The organism is Vibrio sp. 10N.222.55.C7 (genome assembly GCF_041473335.1).
GTDB classification, from domain to species: domain Bacteria; phylum Pseudomonadota; class Gammaproteobacteria; order Enterobacterales; family Vibrionaceae; genus Vibrio; species Vibrio crassostreae_C.
Genome location: NZ_JBFRSC010000039.1, coordinates 1 through 15,784 on the forward strand (window position 1 = coordinate 1; position 15,784 = coordinate 15,784).

Sequence of the window (15,784 nt, forward strand, 5' to 3'; positions counted from 1 at the left end):
CGAGAGTCCATATAAGAACCCAGCGTGCAACTTTCACTGCACTAGGCTCAAGCCTTCACGAAGGCATCGTTTGATACCCAGCAACTTATAAAGCAGCGAGAGTAGGCTCCTTCCAAGAGTTGCGAGCTTGCCTTTTTGACTTTCTCTTAGCCAAGTATTCTTGGTGTTGAGGGTCATATGGTGTCGCTGCACTTCGGATTTTTTACATGTCTCTCGATCGGTACTTTGGCTATTTGGAAGAGATTGAACTGGCAATCCATATCCATGATCTTCTGCCAACCATGAAAATGCCATTGGCCTTTTCGGTTGACGAAGTATTTAAGGGCCACCCAAGTTTTGGATTTTGTCGGATGACGCCTCACTGCCCAGTACCATAATGCAAGAAATAGCTTATGACCTACATATCCGAATACCTGTTTAGCCACGCAATGGCGATAATAATTAGCCCAACCCCTTAATTTCGGATTTATCAGTTTGATAAGATCGTTTACAGAGGTTGTTGCATGCTTTTTGATGAGTTCGCGCAGATTGCTCAAGAACAGCAATGTGTTAGATTTACTCGGTTTAATGAGCAATTTCCCTTTGTACTTTCTGTGATTGAACCCTAGAAAGTTAAAGCCGTTATCGATGTGTGTAATGTGCGTTTTCTCTTCGGATAATGTTAAGCCTCTTTCCGCTAAAAATTCAGCGATCAACGGTTTGATATCGTTCTCCAACACTTCCTTTAAAGCGCAGGTGACGACGAAATCGTCGGCGTATCCAATGAAATTGGCTCTACTACCCTTTTTGAGGGCCGTAGACTTAATATGCTGCTCAAGTCCAGCAAGAGTCATTAGCATCAAGGTTGGTGATATTATCCCACCTTGCGGTGTTCCCTCATCGGTGCGATAAAACAGACCTTTGTCCATAAAGCCAGATTTTAGCCATTGTTCCAACATTCTCTTATCAATAACGATGTTATCAAGAAGCCATTGATGGCCGATCTTGTCGAAACAAGCTTTAATATCCCCTTCAAGTACCCATTTAGCTGATTTCTTTAATGCCAAACATTTGAAACACTGCCCAACTGCATCGGCAGTACTGCGATTTGGCCTAAATCCATAACTATTAGGGTCAGCAAGCATTTCCGATATAGGCTCTAATGCAAGAAGATGGAGGGCTTGTTGCGCTCTGTCAATCATGCATGGAATGCCTAATGGTCTGAGCTTGCCGTTCTTTTTAGGGATGTAGATACGCTTGAGCGGTTGGGCTTTGTACGCCTTTCGACTCAATTGATTAACTGCTTTTATGCGGCGTGCATCTGTGTTCCAGATGACACCATCTATTCCAGACGTTTTACTACCTTTATTTTGAGATACTCGCCTTACTGCAAGAAGCTTGGCTGAGCGAGAATGGGTTAGTATCCACTGCAAGGCTTTCGCTTTACCGTGTTTACCTTCTCTAGTTGCCTTTGCGATACGCATCTGAAGCTTTAATACATGCGACTCAATAGGTTTCCAGTCGATAGACTGCCATTGAGCACTGTCAGGAGAGGCACTAATCTCTTTAGAAATCATCATTTGCGTTTCTCCTTAAATAAAGTTCTTCAAACTCTCTCGCAACGAAAGACCAGTCGGAAGTGGGCTCACTTTCGTGACCAGACACGAGTCTGTATCTGCATCGTTACAATGCAGCCTTCGCTTTCTCCGACCTCCTTTACCCGCATCACTATCGGCCACAAGGGCTTTCCCATAGGGAGCGATACAGGCTTACCCTGTTCCGTATGTTACGTAAAATGTCAACTTAGATGCCCACTCTAGTGCGGAGAGTACTTTGATCACGAAAGGCCAATGCCCAACTCCTTTCCGACTCTCGTTGCCGTTTTGGCCACAGCGTATTAACCACTTCCGCTGCTTCATCATATGACGCACCTTTAATGGATTCACATACGTTCATCATATTGACTCCCTAGCACTTACCCGAATTGTGGTTTTCAGGAGGAACATCCTCTCACGATTTTGTTCCCACTCAGCCTAACGGCCAAGTTTCGTTACATTGTCAGATCCGCTACTTTATTCAGGATCTTAGGGTCATCTGGTGATACAGATGGTTCACTCTTGTCGTGGTGAACAACGCTTCATACGACTTCAGGTCGCACGGGCAGAAATGAGCTAGAGCTACTACTCTAATGATTCATTAGAACGAATAGCAGCGTACCGATGCGATCGCTGCCATTTTAAGAGGATACTTTATTGCTTGCTACTCATGGAAACAGGAACGTAATACTTTCTTGGGCTATATAAGGGGTTAAAGGAACGTTTTTGTGCCCAAGCAGCGGCCAATGAATACCTAGTCTAGAATAAAGACATTTAACCCGTTCCTACTCTCTCGTACTGGCCTTATACCTGAAATTACATTCACTCTCGATGGATATCCTATGCCGAGATTAATATTTCCAGCCGTTAAATTGTAACGATTTAGGGATAGGGCTGTAGCAAGGGTATTCGGTTTGTAAGCCGTAGTTAATAATCATTGAAATATCAACGCCGAAGGACCCTGCATAGTTTGCTCGTCTGAACTTCTGCGGATCGTTTTTGGCGGTTTTCTCAAGTACCATCCAGATCATATCTTCAAGGAACTCAGGGTGGCGCCTTGGATCGAGTGCCATTGTATCGCGCATACAGAACCAGCTTCCTCCGCCTAGCTGTTTTTGATTATAGGCATTGTCAAAATACGCAGTATGCAAACCTTGTAGGTAGGCGTTTAAGCGTATGGACTCCACGGTGTCCGTCTCGTCAATGTGCTGCAAGAAGTAGGGCAGTTTGGTGATGTCCGGCAGGTTTTGGGAATATGGTCTTTTATTTATCATTGCGAGTTCGTACTGCTCGTGTATCTCGCTCAGCAGTTGAGTGAGCTCGGGAGAGTGGGGTTGAGCTTGCACGCTCGCACAGGTAAGCAGCAGTAATGGTAAGACTGTTTTCATGGTCATTCTCCCTCTAGATACCTGATCATAATACCAGTATTTAGGCGGTACATAAAGTTCTTTTTTATGCACCTAGTTAAGTATTATTCTTTCGAGTTTTGTGTGTATCTTGGCACCGCAGGATAGGCTTGGTCGGAGGTGACGTATTCCGTCCTTTCGGGTCTAGTGATCTCCTTTTCTACCTGCGACTTGACTGTCAGTTCAATCATCGGCTCAGGTTTGATGATGGGTTTCTGCGCTTCCTCTTGTTGAAGTTTTACATCATCGGTAACCCCATCAAAGCGCGCTTGATTAAAGAGTCCGCCCGTTCCCTTGGTATGCAGCATCTCGGTGCGGGTGTGTGCCACGGTATCGACGGTACTAGCCCATCCTTTCTCCATCGTGTTGTTTTGCTCGGGTGTCAGTTCTGGTTGTTGGGTTGGGGTGGTGGTTTCATGCGCTTTCTCCATTGTTGCCACAATCTTCGCCGTGTCACCATCGAGTCCCGCCATGGTGGTGAACTCTTCAGTGCGTGTGTATTCTTGCCAAGACTTTTTAGCATCAGCAATATCTTCCGGTTGGTAAGCGGTCATTAGGCGTTGGACGTCTGGTTGGTTTAATCCTATGTCTTTTTCCAAGTAATTCTGGAAGCCTTGAATCGCGTTGGCCGTAAAGCTGGCACTGCCAGAGTCGAGGCGCGTTTGAGTATTCGAGAGGGCGTTCAAGTCCGATTGGCTTTGCATGGCACTTACACCAAGAGACTTGGTGTTGCTGGCGTTAATCGCAAAGTCATGCGCAAACTGCTCAACCGAAGTTCGGGTGTCTTTATTGTCCACCTGCGTGCCGGCACTGGTCACGGCATTGGCCCCTTCGGTGTATTGCTGCGTGGCTTGCTCAAGCTGCTGCTTTTGCTCGGTATTCATCTTGCTGTAAGCCGTACGTTCATCATCAGACCATTTCACGCCGCCACTGGCGCCTAAATTGAATGGCGATGCCCCTTTACCGGTGCCTACGCCGCCCTCGAAGCCGCCATAGACACTTTGCAGGTAAGCTTGTGATTGGTCTTTCGTCCAACCCGTTTGTTGAATCACGCTGTCAACCGCCGTTTGCATGTCATTCATACCTTGGCTGACTTGAGTATTAAAGCCACTGGTGCTGCCTTCACCGTAAGCCAGGTTTTTACCCACACTATCATGCCAGCGGTCGCTCAGCGCCGCGCCTCCTTGGAGGGTTTGACTCAGTTGGGTACTGGTTTGTTCAAGGTTTTGCTGCGTTTGATTGCGGGCATTCGCCACACTCTCTTGCAGCATGCTTTGCGTGTTGGCGCTGATGTTGCCGCGACTGGTGGTTTGTGAGCTGTCGTAGGTGGTGCGCCCATCTCCGTGTTGTGTGGTCACCGAGCCGTCTGGGTTTTGGGTGTAGCTGTGACCTTGGTTGGCGAGGGTATTGGTATCAAACTTATTGGCATGGGTGTTGTTCATGCTGTGGTTGTCAATCTGCATACTGCCAAAATCCAGATTACCCGTGGACGCTGCAGCGCTCGCTCTGGCATTGGTCGAGTTAATCATGCTCGAGAGCTGGTAGTTCATGCTCGACATGACTTCTTGACCGCCTTTTAAAATGCCTTTGGCTATCATAGGGACGCCTATCATCAAGATACCCGTGATCCAGGCGAAGCGGCTGTGAAGCTCATCCGCGGCATTCGCGTTGGAAAGCACTAGCCCCCCGAACTTCCCCGAGACATCCGTAGACAGAGATTCCAGTCCCCAAAGCTGAAAGCCGTTGATGATGGCAAACAAGGCTGGCCACGTGGCCAAAAAGGCAAACGTCCCAAAATAGTTTTTTAACACCATCATGGTCAAGCCAGGAATGACCGCGGCACCTGCAACAAAGAAGCCTAGGCACGCGAACAACATAAACATCATGGTATGGAGCATCGGCAAGTATTCTCTTGCCATCAAACCTAATGACGCCCACATTGAGGTGGTTTGCAGTTTATTGGTGGTATAAGCGTAATTGAGCGCAGCTTGCGTTGGGTCAAGGCTATCAAGGTTGTAGCGTAGCTCGTTCATCAGCATGTTTTGTTTGATGGTGCTGGACGCGCTGGTACTCATTCTAAAAAATTTGTCGTAGCTGCGGGTGAGTGACTGCACCACTTGCGGCTTATAACGGTCCGCGTCTTTGCCAAGCAATTGATGCGCTAACAAGCTCATGTTTTTATTGGCGGCATCATCAAAGCGCTGCTTGATGATAGGGTAAGCTTCTTCACATCGCTTGTAGGTGCTTCGGCCGCCGCCCTCATCAAGATAAAGGGCGCGCAACGGGCTTTGCCTAACGCCGTCTAAAAAGGCAAAAATATCAGGGGCGGTAAAGAGTTCATCCCAGGTGTATTTCCCATTGATTCTCACATCCCCAATCATGCAGTTATGAAAGTAGTCTCGCCAGAGTTTTTGTAGTGCCAGCTCATTGATTCTGGATTGTCTTGAGAGCTGATACAGCTCCGAGCCAAACAACATCCCAGTACGACCATAACGCTCATCGTCGGAGGTGGTGAAAATGCCTTCCACACCTTCGGCCATCCCCACCATGATAGAAGAGAAAAAGTAAGTAGGCACGGCCACGAGGTAAGGGACATTATCCACCTTGTAAGCCTTACCCGGTTGCGTCTTATCAATGATGAGCATGTCGGCTTTCATGTTGATAAGAAACAGGGGTACGGCAAAGAACACCACCATCCATTTGATGAGGTCTTTGGGGTTACGTGACAGCATGAAGATAAACAAACTGGTGATAAGCCCCAGCATCATGCACATCTGTAAGTAATCCCCAAAGGTATTGGTTCTAAAAAAAGTGGCCAGCGCATTAAAGGCTTTGTTGACCACTTCGCCGGAAGTGTAAGTGTAATATTCGAGTATCATAGGTCAGTTCCCATAAGCCGGGGTAGGTTTGGTGGTCGTGCTGATTTCTTTTGTGCTTTGCTGCGTGGTCTTTCTTTGCGAGTCAATCAGTTGATTGCGGTTGTTGAGCGCCTCAATGGCATTCTCAGCCAGCCCCGCGGTAAAGCGTTTGGCGTTATCGATATCACGAGTGATGAGGGCGATGTCATCCTGGCTGTTGTTGGTGTTGGCCAAGGATTGGCGGGCAACATTTAACATGCTCACGAGGTACTGATTAAGCAGCTCCACCGCTATCATTCGCGAGTAGTTGCTGGTATCGGGGGTTTGATTGGCGGATAAGTCGTCAATAAAGAACTTGAGTACCGGCGTTTGAATCAGCTCCAGAAAACCCTCTTGTTGACGCGTGAGTCTTTGGTCGGTGGCTATCTTTTGCAGTATCGATTCCAGTTGTTTGCGTATCTGGTTTTGTATGCCGTTAGTTTGACTTATGGATAAGTTATTACGCTTGGTAATGGTAATGCACGCATCTGGGCCTGTTTTGCGACACTGATAAACGTCAGCCTTGCCCCCTTCGAGCAGCACGTTGACGAGGTTGTTGTTGTCGGTCAAAAGGCTAGGGTAATAACGCGGATTGCCGTCTTTGTCGTACACGTAAGAGCCTGACAAACTCATCATGAATTGCGCTAGATTTTTGTCGGAGGACAAAAAAGCGTTATTCATGATCGCAGACCAGACCACGTTGTGATTGGTTTGGGTCATGTCTTTCAGGGCTGGATCCTTTTTGGCGTCCTTTAGCTGACCCGCTGCTTTGCCTCCTGCGCCACATTCCTGCTGCCCTTGAACCCAATCTGAGAAGGCGTTGTTTTGTGTACCAAGCGTCGCGCAGACATGCTTTTTGGTAGCAGGAGCGGCAAAGGCGGCCAGTCCACCGATGGACGCTTGCGCGGCTTCACAAGAGTTCACCGATTGATTGAGATATTTGTCGAGCCTGGCTTGGAGATTATCCAGATTTTGCTTGAGCTGCGGTGCCCAGGTTTGCAGGGCTAAGTTGACAATAAAAGGAGGGGCATTATGAATAATGGCTTTGCCCAGTTTCACCAGTTGGTCTGAGCTGATGTGTGAAAATCCCCCCATAAACATATCAATGCCAGTGCACCCGGTACTGATGGAGGGGACAGTGACGCTGACCAACTGTGCATCGACAATTTGATTACGCACAAACAAACTGCCACCGGTGTAGTAGTTGGCCGATTGCCCTTGGTAAGCCGTCGGGGTTGAGACGTTGGCGTTGTACCCTGAGTTATCAAAAAAGCGGGCCAGCGAGTGGTTGGTGTCGGCGTGACTTACGCCTGATAAGCTGATGAGAAATAAAGGAATAACTCGCTTATTCACCGCAACGGTGGACAAGTGGTGGAAAAGTGAGCGCTTCATTGGAGAGCCTCCTGCACTCGCGGATCGTTAAGGGCGTTCTGAATGCTTTGGGCAAGCGTGCTTTCTGGTACGTCTCCAATGCTCAGACGTGAGAACTTACGGCTGTTCACGTTCATTAAGAAGGTCGCAGGCATGACCGTTTTTCCCTGGCCTGGGAAAAAGGTCTTGCCTATCTCTGGTGTGACAGGGATAGGGACCTCAAACCCTGGAAGGCCCGGCCCATCAACAGAGAAGGCGTAAACCGGCAATTGAAATCGCTCGCCAAGACGAGTGATTTTAGGGGCGGTCTTATGGCAGTACGGGCAGGTGCTTTCAAAAAAGAACACTAGGGCATATTGGTTTTGCATGGCAGCGTGTGCGCTGGCGGCATGAATCAAAAAAGCAAGCACAAGGGTACGAAGAAATGGCATAGCGCCTCCTTACGTTTGGGTGGTTTTACATGGATTGAGTGGCTTTAAAAATCCGATTGCTCAAAGTGGGTGGCGACGTTGTAAAAGCGCCCAATTAAATCATTTTGGCTTATCCAGCCGTACGCCAGTGGCTTCATCTCTCCAGTGCTTGGATGCACCAAAATCAAGGCGGGCGTAAAAGGCACCGTGACTTTTCCTTGGTTGTGGCGGTTTTCTTTGAGGTGAGTGATGAAGGTTTCATCATTACTGATCCCAAGGAGCTCAAAATGGTATTGGTCAGCAAACGCTTGAATGGACGGGGCGAGTTGCTGGCTTAGCGTATCTTTTCCTTCATAAACAAAGAAAAAGCCCCATCCGTCTTGTTTCATCTTTTCAACCGCGTCGGTTTTCTTCTTATCCTCCAGTGTTAAATACACTTGTCTTGCCGCTTGCTCTGTCGGATGGTCTTTGGTGTAAGAAAACTCAGGTCTTTCGAGCAGCAGCGCTTTAAAGGTCATGCCTAATTGGTCGGTTTGGTCCGTGATAAAATGATTTAACGCTAAAAACTTCGCGAGCTTGTCTTTATCTTTGGGATGAATGGCCGCGTCGTTTTGCGCTTCAATATGCACAGAGTGAAACCAGGCCATCTGTTCGGTCGCCGATAACGTTTTAGGGCTTGATACGGTGGTTTGAGTGTTGCTTGGTAGCGGCTTAGGTTTGGGCGTTACGGGCATTGCCTTTGGCTCGTTGTACCAGCGCCACCCAGGAGGGGTTTCTTGAGCAAGAGCTGGATGGAGGTGAGTCAGCAGCGCTAGGGTAATGACGCAAAGCAGAGGTTTTTTCATCATCATAGACCTTGATTCCGTGGAGGCGGTTATCCGCCCGTGGCACTTTGAAGTCGTTTCTTGATTTCATCAAAGTTGGGGAGGTTGGTGTTGGCACGCATTTCCGGGTAGAACTCTTTAAAATCAATGTATTCAAAATTGATTTGACCCAGTTCTTCGGGCGTAATAGCGGCGCAGGTGGGATTTTTAGCACTGCCTAACCGTTTACCCAGTTGCTGAAGAGACCCTTGCTCTTGGATGATTTTGGCCAGCTTGTTGTCGTAAACGCAGTAACTGCGCTTTTTACGGGTGCAGACACCCAGCACTTTCTTGGCGCAGTATTGCCCCACGTACAGGGTTAAGCCTTTCTCTTTGGCTTCCCCCAGCGCTTCTTCCGCTTCGCTGCATTTCGCTCCCAATCCTTGCCCCCATCCTGAGTCTTTACAACAATCGTTGAAGCCCGCGAGTTTCTTACTGCACTTCATCGGCTTTCCCGTGAATATTTTGGGTGGGTCGCCGATGTCTTTCACGGCTTCGGCAAGTCCTGCCAGTGCCGCAACGGACTTATCAAAATTGTTATTCAATTTGGGCGCCTCCTCGTAACACTCCCCGTCAAGACAGAAGGAGTGCTCCCCACATTGCAGATCAGTGGTTCGGCATGTCTTCTCAACACAACGCTTTGTGACCTCTTGCTCGACGCACACCCCATTTTGCTTAAGGCTGCAATGTTGAGTTTGAGTCGTACAGTCTTTCGGGAGGTTTGCGCAGGTATTAGGGCGGTCACAATGATGGTCTATCCGATATTTCCAACAATTGAGCGTGGTGGGAATGCCATTAATGGTGCGGGTGGCTCGACCTTCAATACATTGCTGGCGAGTGACCTTGCACGAGTTCATCAGGCGGCATTGTGTTCGCCAGGTCATGGTGTTTTTGATGCAGTTCCCTCCGGATAAGGAGAATCCGTTTGAGCAGCTCAAGGTGGCTTTTTTCGTTTGTGTGGTGGGTCGACAAATCTCGTAGCGTTTATGCCAGTATGCGCTCCATTGCCAGTTTAAGTTGATGGTATATTTTAAATCGCCAAGCGTGTAGCCTTGGTTGGGAGAGACTATCTTTCCATCCCAAAAATACGTGGTTTCTGATCCCGAAAAACCTCTTCTAGTCCCTGATTGCCTCACGTAATTGTCATTATTGTATCGGCATTGTGGGAGGGGGCGTTGGCAATCCCTCCCTTGTTGTGTCCAGCCGGATGGACAGCGGTAGCTCACCTCACCGGTGCTCACGGAGGCAACGGGGACTTTTGTACAAGGCACATTGTTATTCGTTGGACGATGACACTGTTTAGGAATGTGTTCGATAAGGCACTGGGAGCCGCTATCACAATCCACATAGGCATTTGAGAGACCGTGAGTGATTTCATACGCATTCTCTTGGCCGAGTAAGGCAAAGCGCATCGCTGGGTCGCTTTTAACATCGGGGCGCCCTTTATTAAAGTGGGTGTTGATGTCTTGAGCCAATCCATTGGTCACAAACTCTGTCCCTTTTTGTGCATTGATATCACTGTCTGACAGTCTTGACTCTTTTGGACTGCGGATCTCTTTTCGACACGTGGCGTCTTTGCAATAGTCATCGACATTGAGTGGAAGCGCATGAGGCGTGAGAGCTTGGCTTGCCGTTTGCTTCGCCCAATTGGCGCTCTCGGTAAAGGTTTGTTGTTCGCTGGCAAGAGCGAGAGTAGATAAAAAACTGAGCGTGAGCGCAGCCCAGAGGTCAATGCGCATAAGGAGCACCTCATCAAAAGTTGGGGTGAGAGAGGGTTATTGGGCATAGAGCGTGCGCAACAGTGGATGAATGTTTTGCTGCGCATCCCCGGCCGCGAGGTAATCCAGAGCTTGGTAAAGTGAAATGTTGCCGTAAAGGATGTCGTAGTCACTGGCTTTGCAAGGCTGCTTAGGTAAGCAACGGTTTTGTTTGACCGAAACAAAGGCCGGTACGCGATGAATATCAAATTGCTTAAACCAATCAGGGCTGATGGAAAAGCCGCTTTGAATGGGCGCCTTATTGGGGGAGCGTATCAAGGCCTCGATCCGCTTGGCCGTGGCCGGAAAACCTTCAGGTAAGACACCGCGTATCACCAGTGGAACGCCTAAGTGCTCACTTTGCATCAGAAGCTGTTTGAGCGCGGTCTTGGGCATGGTGAGTGAAACAAACACCATTACCCCTTTTGGGGCTTGGTCAGGGTTGCGCGTGGGCTTTTGTCGCCCCAATAAGGGGGACAGGCTCTCCTCTTTTATCAAATCTTGAACATTGCGGCTGAGAGTCAGCGCTTCTTCTCGATAAGCCTGGGCTTTATTTTGTATGTCGTCCGTAGGCCACGTCTTCGCCGCCTCCGGTTGTTGAGTCATTTTTTGCTCAAGCTTGGCAAAAGATTTGAGCTCTTGCTCAGTGTAAGCTTGGGCGGGTAACGCGATAAAAAAACACAGAAAAACAAGAGAGCGCCTAAAGGTGCTCTCAAAAGATGGAATGGTCATAGTAACCTCTTCATTATGGCCGCTGAAAGGGTGGGTAGAGGGTGTGAGCGTTTTGGAAGCTGATTGACAGCACCTTACGAGCATTGAGATCGCGACAAAACGAGAAGCAAAACTGCGAGAGCGGGAAACAGCAGTAAATGTGCTTGTTGTTGGCGAGCTCTGTTTTTAAAAAATCGGTAAGGGAGTCAGGGTGACTGGCAATAAATAGGTCCGTTTCATTTTTGTGGGGAAGAATGGGCATCATCGCGTCACCTTATAAAAAGACACAGTTGCGCTTTCGCCATTGTACAAAACCAAAGTTATCCCCTGTCACCGGGTTGTCATGGCCGGCTTCCCAGATTGTGGTTGTCGTGGTGTACGGGTGACACCAGGCGGCATCGGGAATAGGCCCCGACATTTGATACCGATAACGAGATTTTGGCAAAATAGGATCGGGATATTGATAACAAATCGCGCCATCTTCGCCGCGCGTCTCCCAGATGATTCCTTGCCGGTGCAGTTTGTAGTTCAGCTTTTCCATCAAGAGTGTCGCCGCCTGGATGGGCGTGTCTCGATAGTTGGTGGTGCCGGTGAGCGGATAGGCACTGCCCTGTGAGCCTAAACACCAAAATAAAGCATCAATAGGTAAGGCAGCGTTAGTGGAGGTCAACAGGGCTTCGGGCACGCAAGCAAGCTGCGCAACCAAGTTACCAAACAGTAACGCTTCGGGATTGAGAATGAGGGATAACTCATCGTCGTCCCAAAGTGGGTCAATTTCCGTCATGTAGGCCACATCAAAAACGTCCGTGGCCATGCAGGCGGTGGATTGCATCAGTTGCAGCCAATAAATAACGGGGTACTTATACCAATGGGCGTGATAAAAGCCTCCGTCACTGCTGTCACTCTCACGGGCGGTCACGCGCCCACCGATACGCTGAGTGTTAGCGCCGGACATTTGCACGCCCATGTTCACCATACAGTAAGGGACGCGCGTGATATCGGTTAAGGCATAAGGCTCCCAATAGCCAATGTTGATGCCTATTTGCACAAAGATAGGCGGCGGTTTAGGGCAATAAGAGATAGGCAGTGTGGGATTGGGCGTATCGGGGTACTTAGAGGGCATGACGGTGGCTGAGCCTATCGTCATCGGAAACAAGCAATCCCAACAAATATCGGTCATGGGGTTAATAAAACGGCTTTTACACGCCGCACTGGCTGCTAGGGTTGATGGGGCAATAAAAACCAATAGGCAGCACAACAGTAAACGAAAGTGTCGTTGTGTCATGGGGTGTCCTTTTTCCACGCCGAGCGTGGTACTCCTTTTGTCTCGACAAGAGGCTTCGCCCCATAATCGCCGCCAAAAGCGAGCTTGGTTAAGAAAAAAAAAGCGTCATACTGGAAGCATAATCAAGGGAGGTGCGCACTTCCAATGCGATGTCATTGTTATTGCTCTATCGCCAAGGGGTGCAAACCCGATACGTTCACCTCATCGATGCGCCAGCGCGTGCCTTCTTGGTAGGCAATCGCTGGGACGTGAGTAATGTTAAGCGATTGGGTTAAGTGGCCTTGCTGCGCAAAATACATTCTTGCGTCCAATAAGGTCGCCATTTTATTCGGGCTGCCTCCTGTCAGTACCCACTTGATTGGCTTGGCGTTTTGATACTCGCTAGCGAACCTTCGTTGCTGCGCGTCTCTGGCATCAAAAAAGACCAGCACCTTACTTAACTCAAATTGTGGTAGAACGTTTTGACCGTCGACCTTTGGCCAAGTGCGGGTATCAAAGGGGTTCACTCTGGTGCCCGCTTTGGCAATCACGGCTCCTGTAGTGGGGGCGATAATGTCTTTAGGGAGGGTGATGCTTGGGTCAACGTAAAAGGTGCGGGGGTTGATCGTGGTGGTTAAGCCTGCAACGGGCGGTGGGTTTTCAATGCTTTGCTTGGCGCGCTCCGTGAACTCGTTTTGCATGTCCGCTAATTGACCACTGGCCTCAAACCCTTTCAGTCTTTGGTCAATCCACTCCAGCATGTCAATCTCACCGATGGGGAAGATAGGGGCCACTTGGCCCAAGTTCTTTCCAGCGGCATTTGTCGTTGCCAGTCCAGCGACCAAAAGAAAAAGGGGGGATTTAAGCGCTCGCCCCAATGGCTTGATTAAAGGCGTCAATGTCTTTGCCATAAAAGTGCCTGGAGGTTTGCTCAATGGCGCGCTCCAGTGAGTGGCCTTGTTTATAAAGATTTTCACAATACTCAAACTCCTTAGGCTCGGTTGAGAACATGGCGCGTTTCACCGGAGAGGCGAAAAAGCGGTGATAGGTGACATGGCCACCCGCTTTGATGCGCGCACTGCTGTATCCCGCTTCGGCAGACGGAGCGAAACTTTTAATGAGGCGCTGCTCAAACGGTGAGAAGGCATCCGGGTTTTGGGTCAGATACTCATCAAACCCTTCCCCTTGACGAAGAATGATGTGGATATCGGAGTTGTTGTAGCAGGCTTTGGCTTCCTCGTTGCTAAAGAAGTCTTCAATCCCTTGAGTCACTGTACAAAAAGCGCCGCCGAACTTACGGGCGGTGCGATAACCGGTGTTGATGAACTCCCTCGCTTGCTCGTTTGCCCCAGAGAGGAGGCTCCAGGCTTCTTCAATGATGCACAGCTTTGGGGTAGAGCGAGAGCCAGCCAGGTACATCTGCTGGTTAATCGAAACCATCAACGCAAAAATCACGGGTCTGAGCACAGCAGGCGGAAACCCATCCAGCTCCAGCGTGGTGATTTCCACACTGGGGTCGAGCATGGAGGGCTTGTTGAACACATCTTTGTACATGCCGTCGGTGCAGAACTTTTTCAGTTGCACCGCAATGTCTTTGATGCGTCGGTCGCTTTCTTCTCCAGCAATCTCAATCAAGGCGTCTCTGACATCATCCACCAAGGCTTGATTACCTTTACGCTCCCATGCCGTCACTATCGCATCGCCTAAGACGCTTTGTTGAAACGCCGTCAGTGGGACGTAGGGTGACGCGATGGTGGCAAACAACGCCGTGATATTATCGAGCGCTTCCATCATGGGGTCGACCGGTCTACCGTCATCATCCACAAACTCAAACTCAGCACTTTGCATGGCGCCTAAATGCGTGAAGGGATTTAAGAAGATGTTGGCGTGCGTCATGTACGTCCCCCCAAGGCTGAGCGTCAATTTTTTATAGCTGGCCCCTTTATCGAGGATCCACACTTTACCGCCCATGGCGTAAACCGTTTCGGCAATCTCTTGAACCAGAAAGCTTTTCCCTGCGCCTGAGCCTCCGGTCAGAGCGATATTTTGGTTATCACTGCCACAGGTGAAAGGGTTAAAGAAAGAAATTTGCTGGCGCATCGTGGGCAGCAATACGCCGCCTTTTAACTGACAAAAATCCATGATGAGAGGGAAGAGGTTCACCAGATTAGAGCTTTTTAACGTGCGAACTCGGCCGGCTTTTTTACAATCGCCCCACAACCCTTCGCTCATCATAAAAGGCAACGTTGAAAGCAGCGCTTGTGGCTGATTCATTTTCAGGGGAATGATATCAAGGCCAGCATGGCTGAATGACTCCTTCGCCGCTTGGGTGTCTTTTTTCTGGTGGGTCTTATCGGTAAACAGGGAGACCGTGAGTACCATAGACGCAATGGTAAACTCTTTAGACAACAGACCTTTTTGTAGGGCTTTTCGCTCTTTGAGCTCATCTTCCGCTGTTGGAGCCAGCAGCGCCATTTGGCTGTTCACCGTCTTGGTTAAGTCTTTTATCTTATTATCGTTATCCGCATTTTGCTTACCGGTTGGCTCATTACGAAAGCTCAACGTGACGCGGTGAGGGCAAGTGATATTACGAGAAACGTTGCGAAGAGAAGAAAAGGCCTCAGGTAAGGCGTACAAGCGATAATCCCCAGGCAGACGAGAAAGTCCCAAATTGACCAGCCGTGTGCGCACCTCCTCCCCTTGGTCATTGGTATGACGGGTGGCGATATGGCCACGATGCGTTAACGCTTCGGTATCGGGAGAGAGGGCTTGCAGGTTCAAAGGCTCTAACGGGTTGTAGCCTTTTTCCTTTGGCCGGTCTTGTCGTTTATCAAAGTTTAAGATATCACTCACATCGGTCAGCAACATCTCAGGCGTGACGGGCAGTAAATCAAAACCAAGCTGCGCCAGTCCTGTCTCTAGAGTCATTCGCGCATCAAGCAGCTCTTGTGGGTCTTTTTCCGTGGTGGAGACAAAAAAGAACGCGTCGTAATCGCGCAAATCAAAGCGATTGTTTTTTTGTCGGTGTAAAAAACCGTGCTGCGCGGCGTAGTGGGCGTAAATGGCGTCATCGTTAGCCAGCTTCTGGCAGATACCGCCTCGCTGACTGAGTAGAGCTTGGTTTCCTTCGAGATAGTGCGCCACTCGGTTGTGACCAAACAGCTGCACTTGATAGTCCCATTTATCCCCTGCTGGCAAATCCCCCATGAGGTGGCTTAACGACTGAATTAAATCGTCGTTAGCGCCCCCAAGGACACTGATTTTAAAGCCAAAACCGCGAGAGTGGGGATTGTCGAACACCCGCTCAATGGGATCGTAATCTCGATACGGCAGTTCATGGTGAAGGTGGTTTTGGGCTTGCTTGGCCTCTTGAAATAAGGCGGATAAGCCACTGCGTGAGGAGGAAAACATGGGGGATCCCTTTTTCTATTTTAATGTTAGGGGGCGTGACACAATCTTGGACCGCTTGATGGATTCCCCCCTCATTGAGAGAAGGCTGAGACTGAATGTCGCGCGCCCATGATAAAAATG

The 15,784-nt window shown here is 49.2% G+C and carries 10 protein-coding genes and 1 pseudogene; all 11 read right to left on the bottom strand.

What is annotated here, in order from left to right; all coding sequences use genetic code 11:
* Positions 1–85: 85 nt before the first annotated feature.
* A pseudogene (gene ltrA / locus AB4482_RS14270) lies at positions 86–1,559 on the bottom strand (group II intron reverse transcriptase/maturase).
* 866 nt (positions 1,560–2,425) lie between these two features.
* Positions 2,426–2,962 (bottom strand): hypothetical protein, encoded by a 537-nt coding sequence (locus AB4482_RS14275; RefSeq protein WP_229648365.1) that lies wholly within the window; start codon positions 2,960–2,962, stop codon positions 2,426–2,428.
* Positions 2,963–3,045: 83 nt separating this feature from the next.
* Positions 3,046–5,859 (bottom strand): conjugal transfer mating-pair stabilization protein TraG, encoded by a 2,814-nt coding sequence (traG, locus tag AB4482_RS14280; protein ID WP_229648364.1) that lies wholly within the window; start codon positions 5,857–5,859, stop codon positions 3,046–3,048.
* 3 nt (positions 5,860–5,862) lie between these two features.
* The gene (locus tag AB4482_RS14285) at positions 5,863–7,269 is read right to left on the bottom strand and encodes a conjugal transfer protein TraH (RefSeq protein WP_016800101.1); all 1,407 of its coding nucleotides are present in this window, start codon (positions 7,267–7,269) and stop codon (positions 5,863–5,865) included.
* Positions 7,266–7,679 (bottom strand): type-F conjugative transfer system pilin assembly thiol-disulfide isomerase TrbB, encoded by a 414-nt coding sequence (gene trbB, locus AB4482_RS14290; RefSeq protein ID WP_016800100.1) that lies wholly within the window; start codon positions 7,677–7,679, stop codon positions 7,266–7,268. The genes AB4482_RS14285 and trbB overlap by 4 nt, the downstream gene beginning before the upstream one ends.
* A 44-nt stretch (positions 7,680–7,723) precedes the next feature.
* Entirely contained in the window at positions 7,724–8,509 is a 786-nt protein-coding gene (gene traF, locus AB4482_RS14295) for a type-F conjugative transfer system pilin assembly protein TraF (protein ID WP_102561329.1), read from the bottom strand.
* Positions 8,510–8,532: 23 nt separating this feature from the next.
* Positions 8,533–10,260, bottom strand: coding sequence for a type-F conjugative transfer system mating-pair stabilization protein TraN (traN, locus tag AB4482_RS14300; protein ID WP_372107313.1), 1,728 nt, complete (start codon positions 10,258–10,260; stop codon positions 8,533–8,535).
* Between the two features lie 36 nt (positions 10,261–10,296).
* Positions 10,297–11,010 carry a type-F conjugative transfer system pilin assembly protein TrbC gene (gene trbC, locus AB4482_RS14305; protein ID WP_017103571.1) on the bottom strand — a complete coding sequence of 238 codons (714 nt, stop codon included), beginning with the start codon at positions 11,008–11,010 and terminating at the stop codon, positions 10,297–10,299.
* A gap of 253 nt (positions 11,011–11,263) precedes the next feature.
* On the bottom strand, positions 11,264–12,274 hold the full coding sequence (gene traU, locus AB4482_RS14310; protein WP_017103572.1) for a conjugal transfer pilus assembly protein TraU: 1,011 nt from the start codon (positions 12,272–12,274) through the stop codon (positions 11,264–11,266).
* A 158-nt stretch (positions 12,275–12,432) separates the two neighbouring features.
* Entirely contained in the window at positions 12,433–13,164 is a 732-nt protein-coding gene (gene traW, locus AB4482_RS14315) for a type-F conjugative transfer system protein TraW (RefSeq protein WP_102488789.1), read from the bottom strand.
* Positions 13,115–15,664 (bottom strand): type IV secretion system protein TraC, encoded by a 2,550-nt coding sequence (gene traC, locus AB4482_RS14320; protein WP_229648361.1) that lies wholly within the window; start codon positions 15,662–15,664, stop codon positions 13,115–13,117. The genes traW and traC overlap by 50 nt, the downstream gene beginning before the upstream one ends.
* Between the last annotated feature and the right edge of the window lie 120 nt (positions 15,665–15,784).